The 18,208-nt window shown below is 34.3% G+C and carries 18 protein-coding genes; 1 reads left to right on the top strand and 17 read right to left on the bottom strand.

Annotation, left to right across the window (positions count from 1 at the left end):
- Nucleotides 1-3: 3 nt before the first annotated feature.
- The 16 genes from KA894_RS12340 to fdaB all read right to left on the bottom strand — a co-directional run bounded on the left by KA894_RS12340 (nt 4) and on the right by fdaB (nt 15,314).
- Nucleotides 4-354 (bottom strand): ATP synthase subunit I, encoded by a 351-nt coding sequence (locus tag KA894_RS12340; protein WP_096808783.1) that lies wholly within the window; start codon nt 352-354, stop codon nt 4-6.
- Between the two features lie 154 nt (nt 355-508).
- Nucleotides 509-1,639: a non-hydrolyzing UDP-N-acetylglucosamine 2-epimerase gene (wecB, locus tag KA894_RS12335; RefSeq protein ID WP_119487782.1), complete on the bottom strand. Its 1,131-nt coding sequence runs from the start codon at nt 1,637-1,639 to the stop codon at nt 509-511.
- A gap of 22 nt (nt 1,640-1,661) precedes the next feature.
- Nucleotides 1,662-2,291: a uracil phosphoribosyltransferase gene (upp, locus tag KA894_RS12330; RefSeq protein ID WP_096808781.1), complete on the bottom strand. Its 630-nt coding sequence runs from the start codon at nt 2,289-2,291 to the stop codon at nt 1,662-1,664.
- A gap of 16 nt (nt 2,292-2,307) precedes the next feature.
- Nucleotides 2,308-3,546 (bottom strand): serine hydroxymethyltransferase, encoded by a 1,239-nt coding sequence (gene glyA / locus KA894_RS12325; protein WP_096808780.1) that lies wholly within the window; start codon nt 3,544-3,546, stop codon nt 2,308-2,310.
- A gap of 22 nt (nt 3,547-3,568) precedes the next feature.
- On the bottom strand, nt 3,569-4,093 hold the full coding sequence (locus KA894_RS12320; protein WP_096808779.1) for a TIGR01440 family protein: 525 nt from the start codon (nt 4,091-4,093) through the stop codon (nt 3,569-3,571).
- 142 nt (nt 4,094-4,235) lie between these two features.
- Nucleotides 4,236-4,658 (bottom strand): low molecular weight protein arginine phosphatase, encoded by a 423-nt coding sequence (locus KA894_RS12315; RefSeq protein ID WP_096808778.1) that lies wholly within the window; start codon nt 4,656-4,658, stop codon nt 4,236-4,238.
- On the bottom strand, nt 4,655-5,698 hold the full coding sequence (locus KA894_RS12310) for an L-threonylcarbamoyladenylate synthase (RefSeq protein WP_096808777.1): 1,044 nt from the start codon (nt 5,696-5,698) through the stop codon (nt 4,655-4,657). The genes KA894_RS12315 and KA894_RS12310 overlap by 4 nt, the downstream gene beginning before the upstream one ends.
- A gap of 96 nt (nt 5,699-5,794) precedes the next feature.
- Nucleotides 5,795-6,631 carry a peptide chain release factor N(5)-glutamine methyltransferase gene (gene prmC, locus KA894_RS12305; protein ID WP_115342027.1) on the bottom strand — a complete coding sequence of 279 codons (837 nt, stop codon included), beginning with the start codon at nt 6,629-6,631 and terminating at the stop codon, nt 5,795-5,797.
- Nucleotides 6,618-7,694 (bottom strand): peptide chain release factor 1, encoded by a 1,077-nt coding sequence (gene prfA / locus KA894_RS12300; protein WP_210133991.1) that lies wholly within the window; start codon nt 7,692-7,694, stop codon nt 6,618-6,620. Before prfA ends, prmC begins: the two co-directional genes overlap by 14 nt.
- A complete protein-coding gene (locus tag KA894_RS12295) occupies nt 7,694-8,293 on the bottom strand; it encodes a thymidine kinase (protein ID WP_096808774.1) in 600 nt (199 codons plus the stop codon). The genes prfA and KA894_RS12295 overlap by 1 nt, the downstream gene beginning before the upstream one ends.
- A gap of 203 nt (nt 8,294-8,496) precedes the next feature.
- Nucleotides 8,497-8,754 (bottom strand): type B 50S ribosomal protein L31, encoded by a 258-nt coding sequence (locus KA894_RS12290; protein WP_096808773.1) that lies wholly within the window; start codon nt 8,752-8,754, stop codon nt 8,497-8,499.
- Nucleotides 8,755-8,885: 131 nt separating this feature from the next.
- Complete coding sequence (gene rho, locus KA894_RS12285; protein ID WP_096808772.1) at nt 8,886-10,202, bottom strand: transcription termination factor Rho; 1,317 nt, start codon at nt 10,200-10,202, stop codon at nt 8,886-8,888.
- Between the two features lie 288 nt (nt 10,203-10,490).
- Nucleotides 10,491-11,921 (bottom strand): aldehyde dehydrogenase family protein, encoded by a 1,431-nt coding sequence (locus tag KA894_RS12280; RefSeq protein WP_096808771.1) that lies wholly within the window; start codon nt 11,919-11,921, stop codon nt 10,491-10,493.
- Between the two features lie 404 nt (nt 11,922-12,325).
- On the bottom strand, nt 12,326-12,646 hold the full coding sequence (locus tag KA894_RS12275; protein ID WP_096808770.1) for a winged helix-turn-helix transcriptional regulator: 321 nt from the start codon (nt 12,644-12,646) through the stop codon (nt 12,326-12,328).
- Nucleotides 12,647-12,736: 90 nt separating this feature from the next.
- The gene (locus tag KA894_RS12270; protein WP_096808769.1) at nt 12,737-13,996 is read right to left on the bottom strand and encodes a UDP-N-acetylglucosamine 1-carboxyvinyltransferase; all 1,260 of its coding nucleotides are present in this window, start codon (nt 13,994-13,996) and stop codon (nt 12,737-12,739) included.
- A 457-nt stretch (nt 13,997-14,453) separates the two neighbouring features.
- Nucleotides 14,454-15,314 carry a class IIb fructose-bisphosphate aldolase FdaB gene (gene fdaB, locus KA894_RS12265; RefSeq protein WP_096808768.1) on the bottom strand — a complete coding sequence of 287 codons (861 nt, stop codon included), beginning with the start codon at nt 15,312-15,314 and terminating at the stop codon, nt 14,454-14,456.
- A gap of 213 nt (nt 15,315-15,527) precedes the next feature.
- Between fdaB and KA894_RS12260 the strand changes: the two genes are divergently transcribed.
- The gene (locus tag KA894_RS12260) at nt 15,528-16,049 is read left to right on the top strand and encodes a DUF2529 family protein (RefSeq protein ID WP_103373673.1); all 522 of its coding nucleotides are present in this window, start codon (nt 15,528-15,530) and stop codon (nt 16,047-16,049) included.
- Nucleotides 16,050-16,330: 281 nt separating this feature from the next.
- Here KA894_RS12260 and KA894_RS12255 read toward each other — a convergent pair whose 3' ends face one another.
- On the bottom strand, nt 16,331-17,941 hold the full coding sequence (locus tag KA894_RS12255; RefSeq protein WP_096808766.1) for a CTP synthase: 1,611 nt from the start codon (nt 17,939-17,941) through the stop codon (nt 16,331-16,333).
- Nucleotides 17,942-18,208: the final 267 nt, after the last annotated feature.

Raw genomic sequence — 18,208 nt, 5'->3', positions numbered from 1 at the left:
AATTTATTTCTTGTGTAAAAATGGTTTGAAAACAATTAAAACATAAGAAATCATTAAACCAACAACTACTCCAATCACGTTTATATAATCTTTATAAAAATACCATAATGTACAAGCTAAAATCACAATCAAATATCTCCATATGTTGCCCGTTGAAATATGTATGTTGTCTTCTTCTTTTGCTCTCGCCAAATAATATTCAAAAGTAAAAGTAATGCATAGTGATCCACTTGTACCTATTAAAAGACCTAATATAAACTCAGAGTATGTGAAAATAAACACAATAACTAGCACAATGATACTGTATAAATAGTATTGAATGTACTGGTTAAAAATGATGTTGAAACGTTTCATTTCAGTGCCTCGTTTCACCTTATCTTTCGTATATGAAAACCATTCCAATCATACAATTTTAATAATAATATAGGGTAGTTAACGTGTCAATTCTATTCAAATTGTAATTCAATTTTTTACACAAATGTCACAAAAATGACACATTAAACTATTATTATTTGAAAGATGAAGGTTTTTTATCAATTAGTCCAAAAAAATACTTAATATTTTGACAAATTCTGTTGGCTGCGTTGCCATCGCCATACGGATTTCGTGCTGTGCTCATTGTCTTATACAAATTTTTGTTGTCTAATAAAGCTTTTGTTGCTTCGAATATGTTGTTTTCGTTTGTACCTACAATTTTAAGTGTCCCCGCTTCGACACCTTCAGGCCTTTCTGTTACATCCCTTAATACAAGCACTGGTTTACCTAATGAAGGTGCTTCTTCTTGAACACCACCAGAATCCGTTAAAATTAGATAAGATTGGTGGGCAAAATTATGGAAGTCTACCACCTCTAACGGTTCTACCAGTTCAATACGAGCATGATTAGATAAATAATAATCTGCAATGGCTCGTACTTTAGGATTTTTATGTATTGGGTAAACAACAACAACATCATCATAAGTATCGACAATAGCTCGTACTGCCTTAAAAATATGAGACATAGGCGCTCCAATATTTTCTCGCCTATGCGCTGTCAATAAGATAATACGTTTATCTTTATGCTTATCAATTATTTCTGAATGATAATCTTTGTGAATTGTTGTTTTCATAGCATCAATAGCTGTGTTCCCTGTTACTACAATAGCATCCTTTGGCTTATTTTCAGAAATTAAATTTTTTGCAGCATTATTAGTAGGAGCAAAGTTCAAATCAGCCATTACTCCTACCATTTGTCTATTCATTTCTTCAGGAAATGGAGCATATTTATCCCAAGTACGTAAGCCTGCTTCAACATGGCCTATTGGTACTTGATTATATAATGCTGCTAAACTTCCAGCGAATGTGCTCATCGTATCACCATGAACAAGTATCATATCTGGTTGTTCTTCTTTAATGACCCCCTCTAATCGAATGAGTATACGGGAAGTGATTTCTGATAATGATTGACCTTGCTTCATAATGTTTAGATCATAATTAGGGGTTATATTAAAGCTAGTCAAAACAGAATCTAACATTTCTCTATGTTGTGCCGTTACAACCACGATTGGCTCTAATTCGACATCATTCTCTAATTCTAAAACAAGAGGCGCCATTTTTATCGCTTCAGGACGCGTCCCAAAGACAGTCATAATTTTTTTCATATTACTCCACTCCTGGGCCAAACTATTTTGTACCGAATAAACGGTCGCCAGCATCACCTAAACCAGGTGTAATATAAGCATGGTCATCTAATTTTTCGTCTAATGCCGCAATATAAATATCTACATCTTCATGTGCTTCTTGTAATTTTTCTACACCCTCTGGTGCTGCAATAAGACACATAAATCGAATATGTCTAGCGCCACGTTTTTTAAGGGAATTAATCGCTTCGATGGCAGATGCGCCTGTAGCTAGCATTGGATCAACCACAACAATCTCTCTTTCTTCAATATCTTGTGGCAATTTCACAAAGTATTCAACCGCTTCTAAAGTCTCTGGGTCTCTATATAAACCAACATGGCCTATTCTAGCCGCTGGCACTAAATTCAAGATGCCTTGAGTCATACCTAACCCTGCTCTAAGAATTGGAATAAATGCCAATTTTTTTCCAGTTAGTCTTTGAGCAATCATTTTAGTTACTGGTGTTTCAATTTCTACATCCTGTAATTCTAAATTTCTAGTCACTTCATAAGCCATTAGCATACCGACTTCATCTACAAGCTCTCTAAACTCCTTTGTACCTGTATGTACATCTCGAATGTAACTTAATTTATGTTGAATAAGTGGGTGATCAAAAACATGTACGTTGCTCATAATTACTTCCTCCAATTTAATTGTATAAAGGATGTTTAGTAGTTAATGCTTTAACTCTTTCTTGTCCTTCTTTTAATGTTGTTTCATTTTCAGGATCTTTTAATACTAAACTAATGATTTTCGCTACTTCTTCAAATGCTTGTTCGTCAAAACCTCGCGTAGTCGCCGCTGGAGTACCAAGGCGTAAACCACTAGTTACAAAAGGTTTTTCCTGATCAAATGGAATTGTATTTTTATTACAAGTTATGCCAATTGCATCAAGTGTTTCTTCTGCTACTTTACCTGTTATATTTACAGATCCTTTTACATCTACACATACTAGATGATTATCGGTACCGCCTGATACGACTCTAAATCCTTCTTGGCTTAAAGTGTCAGCTAATACTTTAGCGTTTTTTACAACTTGTTGTTGGTAAGTTTTGAAATCGTCTTGCAAAGCCTCACCAAATGCTACTGCTTTTGCAGCAATAACATGCTCTAAAGGTCCACCTTGAATACCAGGGAAAATGGTTTTATCAATTTGCTTTTTGTATTCTTCTTTACATAAAATCATTCCACCACGAGGGCCGCGCAATGTTTTATGCGTTGTTGTAGTTACAAAATCAGCGTATGCTACAGGGCTTGGATGTAAACCAACAGCTACTAATCCAGCGATATGTGCCATATCTACCATCAATTTAGCTCCGACTTCATCAGCTATTTCTCTAAAACGTTTGAAATCAATCGTTTTTGAGTATGCAGATGCGCCAGCAACAATTAATTTAGGTTGATGTTCTTTAGCCACTTTTAAAACTTCATCGTAGTCTATTTGTTCGCTATCTTTATCGACACCATATTCAACAAAGTTGTAAAATTGTCCACTAAAGTTTACTGGTGCGCCATGCGTTAAGTGGCCACCATGACTTAAATTCATACCTAATACAGTATCACCATGTTCTAATGCTACGAGATAAACAGCCATATTTGCTTGAGAACCAGAGTGTGGTTGGACATTGACATGTTCAGCACCAAATAATTGTTTAGCTCGTTCGATAGCTAATGTTTCAGACACATCAACAAATTCACAACCACCATAATATCTTCTGTTAGGATAGCCTTCAGCATACTTATTTGTTAATACTGAGCCTTGAGCTTCCATCACTGCTTCTGATACAAAATTTTCAGAAGCGATTAACTCTATATTATTATTTTGACGGTTAAACTCATTTTGAATTACTTCATATATTTCTTTATCTTGCTTTTCAATAAATGACATTAGTAAACCCCTCGTTTCTGTATTAGTTATATTTTGCTCTTTCGCCACCAATTTTTTTAGGTCTTGAAGAAGCGATTGTAACAATTGCTTCACCAATTTGTTTAATACTTGTACGCTCCGGAATTGCGACATGTTGGATATGCATACCGATGAGTGTTTGGCCAATATCTATCCCTTTAGAAACAGTGATTGCTTCTACTACCATCGGATTATCCATATGCTGATATGCATAAGTTGCTAAACTGCCTCCAGCGTGAACATCAGGTACAACGGTTACTTCTTCCATCGTTAAAGGGTTGAACTTCGCTCGTTCTATAGTTATCGCTCTATTTATATGTTCGCAGCCTTGAAATACAAAGGAAACCCCTGTTTCAGATTCGATTTCTTTTAATGCGTCATATATGTCTTTCGCTACTTCCATAGATCCAACACTACCGATGCGTTCACCAATCACTTCAGATGTAGAACATCCTATAATACAAAGCTCATTTGCTTTAAAGAAAGATTTAGATTTTAATTCACTTAATAATGCTTTTAAATCCTCCATATTAACACCCCTTTTCTTTTGATTAAAAAAGTAAGCCAATATACAAAAGTTCAATACATACAAATTTAATTGATAGCAAATTTGCTACACGTTATTATTATAACGTATTTAGTAAGTTACTCATACTAATTTCACATATTTATTACTTTAATATTTTAATTTTTATTTTATCAATCAATGGGTTTAATTCATTGAAAATTTTAAGATATTCTAATTTGTTGCCTCCAAATGGATCAGACACATCACCGCTATTTGATGCATATTCATTGATTGTGAACACGTGTGCTTCACTGCCATACATACGTTTGATTGTGTCTCGGTGTGATGCAGACATAGTTAAAATTAAGTCTGCGTTTATATCATCTTCAGTAAAGGCTTTTGCATTTTCTGGAAAAGGTAATTGATTTTCTTCTAATATAGATAAAGTATGCTGTGATACAGGGGCGCCGTCTAATGCAAATAAACCACGTGACACAATATCTAAGTTAGGCATCTTAGCTCTTGCAATACTTTCAGCCATCGGACTTCTACAAGTATTTCCTGTACAAACAAAAACGATTTTCATAGTTCTTCCCCTTTAACAACTGTATAGTTTGCAGCTTTTAACATTCTATTCATTATAGCGGTCGTATCATCATTATTTTCAAAACCAAATATATAAGCATGGTTAATATGGTTGTTTTGATCTATATCATGCAAAACCTGGTATAAGTGACGATTTGCTCCTTTTATATCTTTCTCATTTTCACATAAAGGCATAAATATTGCTTCTTTCGGTACCAAGTCACGCTTGTTTTTCGGAAATATAAATGCCGTATCTTGCCAATTTTTCTCTGAAGAAGGTCGTTTATAAATAGATTGCACAATTGTAATTGGCGTATCTGGTGCATAATGTTTATACTTCATACCTGGTGCGATGGGTTTTTCATGGTTTAAATCCTCTACTGATGAAATGCTATCTGGTAAAACACTTTCAATCATTGTCTTTGTGATTGATCCAGGTCTTGCAATTTTAAATGGATATTGTGTACAGTCCAACACCGTGCTTTCAAGGCCCTCTTCACTTTGATCACCATCAATAATACCATCAATACGTTGATTCAAATCATTATACACATGTTCAAATTGAGTAGGAGACGGTCTCCCACTTAAATTAGCGCTAGGCGCAGCGATTGGTAAATCTACAAATTTCAGTACTTTTCTGCCTACTGGATGACTCGGCATTCTAACAGCTATCGATGATAAACCACCACTGACACTTTCACATAAATATCCCTTTTTCAACGGTAAAATAAATGAAATTGGGCCTGGCCAAAAGCGTTGCATTAATGTCTTCACTTCTTGGGTGATATGCTGTGTGAAACATTCTAATTGTTTTATATCGTGAATATGTACGATCAGAGGATTATCTGAAGGTCTACCTTTAGCAGAATATATTTTTTTTATAGCTGCTTCATTTCTAGCATCGCCGCCTAAACCATAGACCGTTTCAGTCGGAATAGCGACAAGCCCACCATTTTCAAAAATATTTTTTATCTCATTATATATATAGGTGTTATCTTCTTGTGTAATATCCTGCTGTAAGTTCCATATTTTTGTATTCATTTATACACACCCTTTCATCTTAATGCTAATTTTAAAACAAAATAAGAAGTTATGCACCTTCATGACATATCATGTTCAGCACATAACTTCTTAAAGTTACCATTTGAAAGAAATCATTCTATCATTATTATTAATGTCTTTGATTATTTGAACATCTACTGTTGGGTATTTTTCTTCGATTTTTCTTTTTAAAGTAGGGCCCTGTTTATAACCAATTTCAAAAACTACAGCAGCGCCTGGTAACAATACCTCTGGTAATTGGCGTAAAATCGTATCATATACTTGATAACCATTGTCTTCAGCAAATAGCGCAGTATACGGTTCGTATTTTAGAACTGTATCATCCATTAGATCCGCTTCACTATTGTCTATATAAGGCGGGTTTGAGATTAAACCATTGACTTTAATATTTCGCTCAATTAATGGTGCTAAAGCATTACCCTGTAAAAATGCAATATCTACTCCATGAGCATCAGCATTTTCCTTAGCTACAGAGAGTGTAGCTTCATATAAATCTGTAGCTAAGACTTCCAGATTACTATTTAATTTCTTAAGTACAATAGGAATATTGCCACTGCCTGTACCAATGTCTACAACTTTGTCACCAGAATGCACTGACTTATAGAAATGTAGCAATACTTCTTCTGTTTCTGGACGTGGAATTAAGCAATGTTCGCTTACTTTGAATATTTCACCATAAAAAGATTGCGTTCCAACGATATATTGTATAGGTTCACCATCTAGCATTCTGCTTTCTGCATTATCAAATAATATTTGATGAGCTTTAGTCATTTCATCATTAGAATGCATTAAGTAATCTGACTTCTGCCACTGAAACAAGTCAAGCATTAACCACTCAGGTCGTGTTGGTTCGATGCCTTTTTCAACACATTTAGCTTGGGCTTTTTTTAATCTATCTCTATAGTTCACCATCATTCAGTTCTTTCAATTTATCTGTTTGTTCTGCTAAAGTTAATGCATCAATAATTTCATCTAATTTACCTTCCATTACTTGTTCTAACTTCTGTAATGTTAACCCAATACGATGATCAGTTACACGACTTTGCGGATAATTATATGTTCTAATTCTTTCTGAACGGTCTCCAGAACCTACTGCTGACTTACGTTGCGCTGCGTATTTTTGTTGTTCTTCTTGCAATTTCATATCAAATAAACGTGCTTTCAACACTTTCATCGCTTTTTCACGGTTTTGGATTTGTGATTTTTCTGATGAAGTAGCAATTACTCCGGTTGGAAGATGGGTGATACGTACAGCTGAATCAGTCGTATTAACGTGCTGTCCACCCGCACCGCTTGAACGGTACGTATCTATTTTAATATCTTCATTGCGAATTTCTATTTCAACATCTTCTACTTCTGGTAATACTGCTACCGTCGCTGTAGATGTATGGATACGGCCACCTGATTCTGTCGCTGGCACACGTTGGACACGATGGGCGCCATTTTCATATTTTAATTTACTATAGGCCCCTGTACCTGAAACAGAGAAACTAATTTCTTTATAGCCGCCGTGATCACTTTCAGCAGCCTCAACTATATCAGTTTTGAAACTATATGCTTCAGCGTATCTAGAATACATTCTAAACAAATCACCAGCAAATATAGCAGCTTCATCTCCACCTGCTGCAGCACGAATTTCAACAATTACGTCTTTTTCGTCGTTAGGGTCTTTGGGAATTAACAAGAATTTCAATTCTTCTTCAAGTTTCGGTATTTTTTGAGTAAGCACTTGTTTTTCACTTTTAAGCATTTCAACTTCTTCTTCGTCTTTTGTTTCTCTTAACATTTCATCGATTTCATTTTCATCTTCTTTAGTTAGTTTGTATTCACGGTAAACTTCAACAGTTTTTTGTAAATCAGCTTGTTCTTTTGAATACTTTCGTAAGTTGTCAGGGTTATTCACGACTTCAGGGTCGCTTAACAATTCATTTAATTGTTCATATCTTTCTTCTACAATATCTAATTGATCAAACACTACATTTCCTCCTTCTCATTATCACTTGGAGCAACAATATGGTGTGCTCTGCATCTTGGCTCATAACTTTCATTTGCACCAACTAATATCACTGGGTCATCTATTTTTGCTGGATTACCGTCAATTAACCGTTGTGTACGGCTGGAAGATGAGCCACAAACAGCACAAACAGCTTGTAGTTTTGTCACTTCTTCACTTACTGCTAATAAATACGGTATAGGTTCAAATGGTTCACCTCTAAAATCCATATCCAAACCTGCAGTAATAACTCTATGTCCTTTTGCAGCTAATGCTTCAACAATATGAACTATATTATTTTCGAAAAACTGAACTTCATCTATTGCTATAATATCAAAATTTGATAAATCGTGTTTGTAAATTTCAGCTGCAGTTGAAATATTAATAGCTTCAATTGCATTACCATTATGAGACACAATCTTATCTTTATGATAGCGGTCATCTATTGCTGGCTTAAATACAACTACTTTTTGCTTAGCATACAACCCACGTCTCAAACGACGGATTAATTCTTCAGATTTACCACTAAACATGCTTCCAGTAATACATTCAATCCAACCGGAGTGATAAGTTTCATTCATTATGCGTTCCACCTTTTTTCAAAACATAATCGATTTATTATATCATATTTTTTCTTTCAAAATATCAATTTCCCACAAGATATTTGTAATTTTGTATGTAATCTTATTTCTAAACGCTTAGCCACATAAAATTTTAAAATAGCCTATATCTTATATTAAATAAAAAAGCATTCTCATAAAATGAGAATGCCTTATTACAACAATTATTCGTTGCTTGATTTGAATCCGAATTTCTTGTTGAAACGTTCCACACGTCCATCCGCAGCAGCGAATTTTTGACGTCCTGTGTAGAATGGATGTGAATCAGACGAAATATCTAAACGAATAACTGGGTATTCATTTCCATCTTCCCATTCCATAGTTTCAGATGAAGATTGTGTTGAACCACTTAAAAATTTAAAATCAGTAGTTGTATCTAAAAAGATAACTTTGTGGTATTCAGGATGAATATTTTGTTGCATGTTTTTCAGCTCCTTTGCCCTGAACCATCTGGAACAGAGTTTTTTGTGAGTTTTTACCCAATACTTGATAATTATAATTGCTATAAAACTAAAACGCAACCCTAAATCATATATTTAAACCATAACTCACATTAAATAATTGGTTTACCAGTTTTAGTACTTTCTTTAGCCGCTTCTTGTAACTGTTCGAAAAATTCTTGATTTGTTTTTGTTCGTTTTAGCTTTCTTACAAATCTTTCAGTAAAATCAATTGAATCAGTAAACATATTACGTAGCTGCCAAAGCGATTCTAGATCTTTTGGTGAAATTAGCAACTCTTCCTTACGAGTTGAACTTCTACCGATATCAATAGCTGGAAAGACACGACGTTCAGCTAATTTACGGTCAAGGTGTAATTCCATGTTACCTGTCCCTTTAAATTCTTCATATATCATGTCATCCATACGCGAACCAGTATCTACTAATGCTGTGGCTAATATAGTCATACTTCCGCCAGCTTCAATATTTCTTGCAGCACCAAAAAAAGCTTTCGGTTTATGCAATGAAGCTGGATCCAAACCACCGGATAACGTACGCCCGCTTGGTGGCATAACTAAATTATATGCACGTGCAAGTCTAGTAATAGAATCCATCAAAATAATGACGTCTTTACCAATTTCTACTAAACGTTTTGCACGCTCTAATAATAATTCCGCTACTTTAACATGATGTTGTGGCGGTTCATCAAATGTTGAATGCACAACTTCTGCTGATTCAACAGAACGTTCTATATCTGTTACCTCTTCTGGTCGTTCACCTACAAGTAATACAAACAGTTCTGCATCAGGTTTATTTGTTGCTACAGCATTAGCAATTTCTTTTAGTAATGACGTTTTCCCCGCTTTTGGAGGTGCAACAATCAAACCACGTTGTCCCAAACCAATAGGCGTAATCAAATCCATTATACGCGTAGAATAATTTGTTTTTGTTGTTTCTAACTTGATACGCTCTTCTGGATATAATGGTGTTAACGCTTGGAAATGTGGTCTTTTTTTAACTTCCTCTGCATTCTCATCATTGACAAAATCAACTTGCAGTAAACCATAATATTTCTCATTATCCTTAGGTTTTCTGACTTTACCAGTAACTTTATCGCCACGTTTAATTTCAAAGCGACGTATTTGACTAGCTGATATATAAATATCTTTTTCACCCTTTGAATAATTGACAGTTCTTAAAAAACCATAACCATCTTGTTGAATATCGTCTAAGATACCCTCCATATAATAGTTTCCGTCTTTTTCCATTTGGGCTTCCATAATAGCAAGAACTAATTCTTTTTTATTTAATTTACTATAATTTGTTAATTTAAGTGATTTTGCCTTTTGAGTAAGATCTTTAGTAGTGTAATTTTTGTATAGCTCGTGGAACGATTCGTACTGAGGTGATGTCCGTACTTTATCAGGCATTATCTTGCACCCATTTCATAAAAAAGTTTTAAATAACATAGAGAGCTACGCTACTTACTTTTATTACTATAGCAAATTTCTTATTTAATTACAAAATGTATTTCACTTTTTGAAATTTATAAAAATAGCTCTGAAGCTAACACACTGTTAAAACAGTACATAACCATACCATGTGTCAAATGATGGTTCAAAGCTCCATAATATTAAAATAAGGGCAACCAATTATATCGTTTGGCTGCCCTTTAAACTAGACTTTTAACTTAAACATTTTAACTTTATTTTATTAAACTATGCTTTGTAATAACCAGCAATAGATTTAACTTCTAAGAACTCTTCTATACCATAGTCTCCCCATTCGCGTCCTAAACCTGATTGTTTATAACCGCCGAATGGTAAGTCTGGTTTACGTCCAGCTTCGTTAATTTCAACTGTACCTGCTTCAATCGAACGCGCTACCTTGTGTAATGTGTCTTTATCTTTACCATATACGTATGACGCTAGCCCATATTCTGTATCATTTGCGATTTTGATTGCTTCGTCCACATCATTATAAGTGATAATTGACATTACAGGTCCAAAAATTTCTTCTCGCGCGATTGTCATATCATTATCCACGTTATTAAAGATCGTTGGACGTGCGAAATATCCTTTATCCAACCCTTCAGGTTTACCAGGGCCACCATAGAATAATTCTGCGCCTTCTTCTACACCTTTATCAATATATGATTGAACTTGGTCAAATTGTTTTTTACTAATAATCGGGCCAACTTGCGTACCTTCTGCACGTGGGTCGCCTACTTTAACTTGGCTGAATTTTTCTTTTACAGCTGTTAAAAATTCTTCTTTAATACTTTCTGGTACTAATGTTCTTGTGCCTGCTGTACAAACTTGACCTGTATTGGTTACTACTTTACCAGTAGCTGCACTCGCTGCACCGTCAATATCAGCATCATCCAAGATAATATATGGTGATTTACCACCTAACTCTAGCGACACTTTTTTGAAATCTTCTGCTGCTTTTCTCATGATGCTAGCACCTGTAGGGCCAGAACCAGTAAATGACATCATTCTTACTTTTGGATGTTCACTTAGTGGATTACCAACACCTTGGCCATCACCATTTACTAAGTTGAATACTCCTTTTGGAACGCCGGCTTTATCAAATATTTCTGCTAAAATAATCGCTGCAAATGGCGTCTCTTCTGACGGTTTTAATACTACAGGACTGCCTGCTGCTAATGCTGCAGACAATTTAAGAGAAGTTTGGTTTGTTGGGAAATTCCATGGTGTGATTAAACCTGCAACACCAATAGCTTCTTTAACAACTAAATCATCCCCACGGCGCTCTTCAAATTCAAAATTATCCAATGCATCACGTGCAGCTTGGAAATGATCTAATCCCATTTGATAATGGACATTTTCTGAAACTTTTAACGGAGAACCTAATTCATCCGTAATCGCTTCAATAATATCTTCTTTTCTATTTTTATATTCTTGAACAATTTTATCTAATAATTCTTTTCTTTCTTGAACTGAACTGTGTCTAAATTCAAAATATACATTTTCAGCAGCATCTACTGCTTTATCAACATCTTCTTTATTACCTTTCGCAATAATACCTGTTACTTCTTCTGTTGCAGGGTTGATTACTTCAATTGTTTCTCCACTTGTACTTTCAACCCATTCACCGTTGATATACTGTTTAGTGAAATTTCTCATCAATGATTCACTCCTTAACTGTGTTGATAATTATATTGTAACCGAGATTTCATATTTTTAAACATATTTGCTCACGTCGACGCTTTACAAACGTTGTTATTATGCGCTTTCTCCTCTTTTATAACACTTCTATAGACGATAGGAAAAACATATAATTTCTCACTAAAGAAGCAGAACAGAGGTCCAAATGTTAAAAAATTTCTATCTCGCTAAAGTTCTTATAATTAAAAAGCTATTTTATAAAATGAATCACAAGTATATTTTTCCAATAGGCAATCAGCAATGCCATAAGAAGAACCTGAGATATTAATTAATACCTCAGGTTCTATTAAAATAAACGAAATATAAAGTATGTTTTGAAATAATACATTGATTAAGAAATCAATCCAAAAAATCAATATCATTTAACTCTCTAATTCAATATATTCTTGCGCCCACTTTTCCATAGGGACCAATGCCGTTGCTAAGGCATCACCTTTATCTGTAAGTTGGTATAAAATGTTCATCGGGCTCGTAGAAATAATTTTTTTCTCTACAAGGCCCCATTCACATAAATCTGTTAATTTTATACTTAGCGCGCGAGGCGTGATTGTTTTCAAATCACGCTTCATATCAGAAAAATGAGCAGATTTTTCTGTACATCTAGATAAGTAATTTATTATAAGACCGTTCCAACTTCTACCTACAATTTTAAAGGTTTCTTCGAGATAAGGGCAAACCTCCATGGTCATCACCTCATATCATTTATATTTTTCATAATAGAAAACGGAAATCACAACCTACAAAAAATCAGTATATTTAGTATACCACATGTATTAAATTTTTTCAGTCCAAATGTCTGCGCCAAGTGATTTTAATGTTTCAACTATATTTGTATAACCACGATAAATATGTTTTACGTTATAAATTGTAGTAACCCCTTCTGCTAATAGACCAGCTACTATAAGGCAAGCACCAGCACGCAAATCACTTGCATATACTTCTGCGCCAGTTAATTTAGATGGTTTTATTGTTGCAGTACCGTTATCGGATGAAATGTTAGCGCCCATATTTCTCAATTCGTCAACGTGTTTAAAACGCGCTGGATAAATTGTTTCAGTTACAAATGAAACACCATCAGCCATAAACAACAACGGTGTAATTGGTTGTTGTAAGTCTGTAGCAAATCCAGGGTACACCAACGTCTTGATATCAACGCTTAAGTACGGGGCGTTTCTCTTGATAATCGCGCTGTCTTCCCCAACTTGGATGTCTACACCAAGCTCCTTTAATTTAACAGTTAATGGCTCAACATGAGTAGGAATAATATTGTTAATCGCAATGTCTTCTCCACAAGCAGCCGCTATACACATATAAGTACCAGCTTCAATTCTATCTGGAATGACTTGATGATGAGACCCATGAAGTTGGTCTACACCTTTGATTTTGATTGTACTTGTACCTGCACCTTTAATATTAGCACCTAAACTTGTTAAAAAGTTAGCCACGTCAACTACTTCGGGCTCTTTCGCTGCGTTTTCAATTACTGTTTGTCCTTCTGCACGAACTGCTGCTAGCATGATATTTATAGTAGCGCCTACACTTACAATGTCTAAAAATATATTAGCACCTATTAAGCGGTCAGCTTCAATCTTCATAGATGTTTCACTAGATTCATCAATGCGTGCACCCAATGCTTTAAATCCTTTAATGTGTTGGTCGATTGGTCTTGGACCTAAAGGACAACCGCCTGGCAAACCAATGACGCATTTTTTAAATCTGCCTAGCATCGCGCCCATCATATAATATGAAGCGCGCAATGATTCTACTTTATTATTTGGCAAGGGGGCATTTTTAATTTCATTTGGATTCACTTCTAGCGTCATTCCGTTTAAATTGGTTTTTATATTTAAATCGCCCAATAAACTCACTAGCGTTTCTACATCTGAAATCTGTGGAAGACCTTCTATCGTTACTTTTTCTTCTGCCAATATTGCTGCAGGGATTATAGCCACGGCACTGTTTTTTGCGCCATGATTATTAACTTCACCTTTAAGTGTTTGACCACCTCTGATTTTTATCACTTCTTGAGCCATTCGCTTGATCTCCTTTACCTTTCAATCAATATTTCAATTTTGTTACATTATTTGCATTATAAATTAAAAATTTATAGTTTGCAAAACACACCTATGAAACAAAATCTTTTTAAATTAATATTATGTATTACTTCACTTATATATATTTGGTAATACTATTTTTATTCCCAGTTTATTAAAGGTTAAATCCTATTTGTATGTTTTATTTAAATACTATGTAAATAACTTATGTTCAGACTTACAGTTAATCAATACATGCTAATAAATTATAACATAAATAAATAAGCCTGAGACATTACTTTTTGTCTCAGGCTTATTCGTTAAATTGGCAGTAGCTACTGGATTGAAAACACCGGTGTAACAGGATTTTCCTTCCAATTATTAATGCCTTAATGGAACAATGAAATGATATTAGATAAAGTGGATTTCTGCACTACTCCACTTTAAAATAATAATATTATTTAGCTCTATTTGAAGTGCCAAATTCTTTAATTTTACCAATTACTGTCGCTTTAATTGCTTCACGTGCTGGCCCTAAATATTTACGAGGATCGTACATTTCTTTATCTTTATCTAAAGCTTCACGTACTGCTTTAGCAGAAGCAATTTGGTTTTCTGTATTGACATTGATTTTCGCAGTTCCGAATGGAATCGCTTTTTGAATATCTTTTGTTGGGATACCAGTACCACCGTGCAATACTAATGGTAAACCAGTTGAAGCACCGATTTCTTCCATTTCTTTAAATCCTAATTTCGGTTCACCTTTATACGGTCCGTGAACTGAGCCTAATGCTGGGGCTAAAGTATCGATACCAGTTCTTTCAACAAGTTCTTGACACTCTTTAGGATCTGCGTAGATAACGCCTTCAGCAATCACATCATCTTCTTGTCCGCCTACAGTGCCTAGTTCAGCTTCTACTGACACGCCATGTTCGTGAGCATATTCAACAACTTTTGAAGTAGTTGCTATGTTGTCTTCGAATGGTTCGTGTGAAGCATCGATCATAACTGAAGTAAATCCAGCATCAATCGCTTCTTTACATTTATCAAAACTTGAACCATGGTCTAAGTGGATTGCAACTGGAATTGTAATTGCTTTATCGTGCATTAATCCTTCAACCATTTTAACTACTGTGTAGAATCCACCCATATAACGCGCAGCACCTTCAGAAACTCCTAAAATAACTGGAGCGTTTTCTTCTTGTGAAGCTTCTAATATAGCTTGTGTAAATTCCAAGTTATTTAAGTTGTATTGACCAACCGCATAACCATTTTCTTTCGCATCGATTAACATTTCTTTCATTGAAACTAAAGGCATGAAAGTTCCTCCTTAGTGCATTTGCACATATTTTTACAATCTAATTATATCAAAACCACAAGCATTTTGCATTCTTCTATTCAATTGTAAGCGTTTTTAATTTATTTTTTTATTTTATTCCTTTTAAATTACCCTTTAAATTTCTTTTTTTATATAAAATTGCAATATTTTTTACCATTAATTACAATGAGTGAATAGAACGGAGGTACATACATGTCTAAAATTTTAAATACACAATTAAACGGCGTTTTTAATCGCATCGAAGCCCAAGCGTTAGACGTTCAAATGGCTGCGCAATGTTTAATTCAAGCAATCGGAGGTGAGGGTACTGTATATGTTAAAGGGTATGAAGATTTAAATTTTTTTGAAGATTATGTCCTAAATAGTAATGAAAAACTAAAATCTAGCGCCCCGCTAGCTTCAATCAACACATTTAAAGATATTGATACTACTGATAGAGTTTTATTGTTTTCGCCTTATTATACAGAACAATTAAAAAGAGATGTTGAAACTTTAATTGATTGTGATGTTGATTTTGTCTTAATTTGTAATAAACCCAAAACAGAAATCTTTCAAGACCATCTATTTCATTTCATCAATTTAAGCACACCGAGACCGATTGTGTATACTGAGGATTACGATAAAATTGTTACGCCTCATCCAATTGCTTTTAGCTATATTTATTATGATATATATACACAAATGATTGAAATGGTTAGAGATCTAGATCTTTAGAATAATAAAACGATTTTTTACATATACTACACTTTAACCTCTACAAATTGCCCAAATATAAAAAGCGCACCTTCATTTCAAAAATGAAGGTGCGCTTTTTAAGTTTGTTACACTAAAATCATAAATGCCAGTAATAGTAATTAGCCGCATTCGAAACTTCATGAATATTAAATCATGAAGTTTTTTGGCAAAGTTAGTGATAATTATAAGAGGTCAACGTAATTATATCTACGCTACGTTTCGAAAGCACTCATAACTTTGCTATTATCATGTTAATATCTTTATTTTGTTTGTTGATACTTTAATGACGCTTCAATAAACGCTTTAAAAATAGGCTGTGGTCTATTCGGTCTTGATAAGAATTCTGGGTGAAATTGGCAAGCAACAAAGAAATCATTTTTCGGAATTTCTACCATTTCAATTAATCGTCCATCTGGGCTTGTACCTGAGAAAACCATGCCATTTTCTTCTAGTTGATCTCTATATTCATTATTGAATTCATAACGATGACGATGTCTTTCTTCTATATCTACTTCATCATAAATTTTATGTGCTAATGTGTTCTCTTTAATATGACAAGGATATAGCCCTAATCTTAACGTGCCTCCTAAATCTTCAATATCTTTTTGTTCTGGTAATAAATCAATAATAGGATGTGGCGTTGATGGATCTAGTTCTGCAGAATGCGCATTATCTAAACCAATTACATTTCTTGCAAATTCTACTGTAGCAAGTTGCATGCCTAAACAAATGCCGAAGTACGGTACATTGTTTTCTCTAGCATATTTAATAGCTGATATTTTACCTTCACTTGCTCTGAAACCAAAGCCACCAGGCACTAAAATACCATCAACATCGCTAAGTACCTCTTTAACATTGTCATCAGTAACTTCACTTGAGTCAATCCATCTCACATCAATATCTTTTTTAAATGGATAACCCGCGTGTTTAAGTGATTCGACTACTGATAAATATGCGTCTTGTAAACTTACATATTTCCCTACTAAACCAATCGTTATTTTACCATCTAAACTATTCACTGTATCTAATAAGTATTGCCATTCATCTAATTGCGTATCATATTTTGGATTTAGCTCTAAACGACGGATTACAATATCATCCATATCCTGTTGGCTCAGTTGTAGCGGTATTTCATATAATGATTCTGCGTCACGACATTCAATTACACTTTCTTTATTAATATCGCAGAACAATGCAATTTTATCTTTTAAATCTTGTGTTAATTCATATTCTGTACGTACTACAATTAGGTCTGGTTGAATACCTAACCCACGAAGTTCTTTAACGCTATGTTGTGTAGGCTTCGTTTTCATTTCACCAGCAGCTTTAATAAATGGTAAAAGTGTACAATGTACGTACATTACATTTTCGCGTCCTAAATCACTACGTATTTGTCTAATTGCTTCGATAAATGGTAATGATTCTATATCACCCGTTGTACCACCTATTTCAGTAATAACTACATCAGCATTTGTACTTTCGCCTGCTAAAAGCAAACGTTCTTTAATTTCGTTGGTAATATGTGGGATAACTTGGACTGTGCCTCCCAGATAATCACCGCGACGCTCTTTTTTCAAGACGTGCGAATAAACTTTACCAGCAGTAACGTTTGAATATTTATTTAAATTAATGTCGATAAATCTTTCATAGTGACCTAAATCTAAATCTGTTTCTGCACCATCATCTGTCACAAAAACTTCACCGTGTTGATATGGACTCATAGTGCCAGGATCAACATTTAAATATGGATCAAATTTTTGGATTGTAACTTTTAATCCTCTATCTTTTAATAAACGTCCTAAAGATGCTGCTGTGATACCTTTACCTAGTGAAGATACAACTCCACCAGTTACAAAAATAAATTTTGTCATTTTCTGCCTCCTATTATTAAAACAGTAATTCATTCAATACCAACAAAATATATGGCATGTACTATTAAACATTGAAGTAATTATCATTTATGTAAACGCCTATTTCCTATTGTTCATATGATAAAAGCATAACCCCGGAAAATAGCGTCATAAATTAATATTTTATAAACTTTATATAGTAATTCAAATAAAAAAATCGCTCCCTCTCACAGTATTTGTAAGGGGGAGCGTATAACATTTATACACGTCGTCCTAATTTAAGGAGCC

The organism is Staphylococcus sp. GDY8P131P (genome assembly GCF_017891975.1).
Taxonomy (GTDB): Bacteria; Bacillota; Bacilli; order Staphylococcales; family Staphylococcaceae; genus Staphylococcus; species Staphylococcus nepalensis.
Note: the sequence above shows the minus strand (reverse complement) of the source record. Positions and strands in the feature narration are given on the sequence as shown.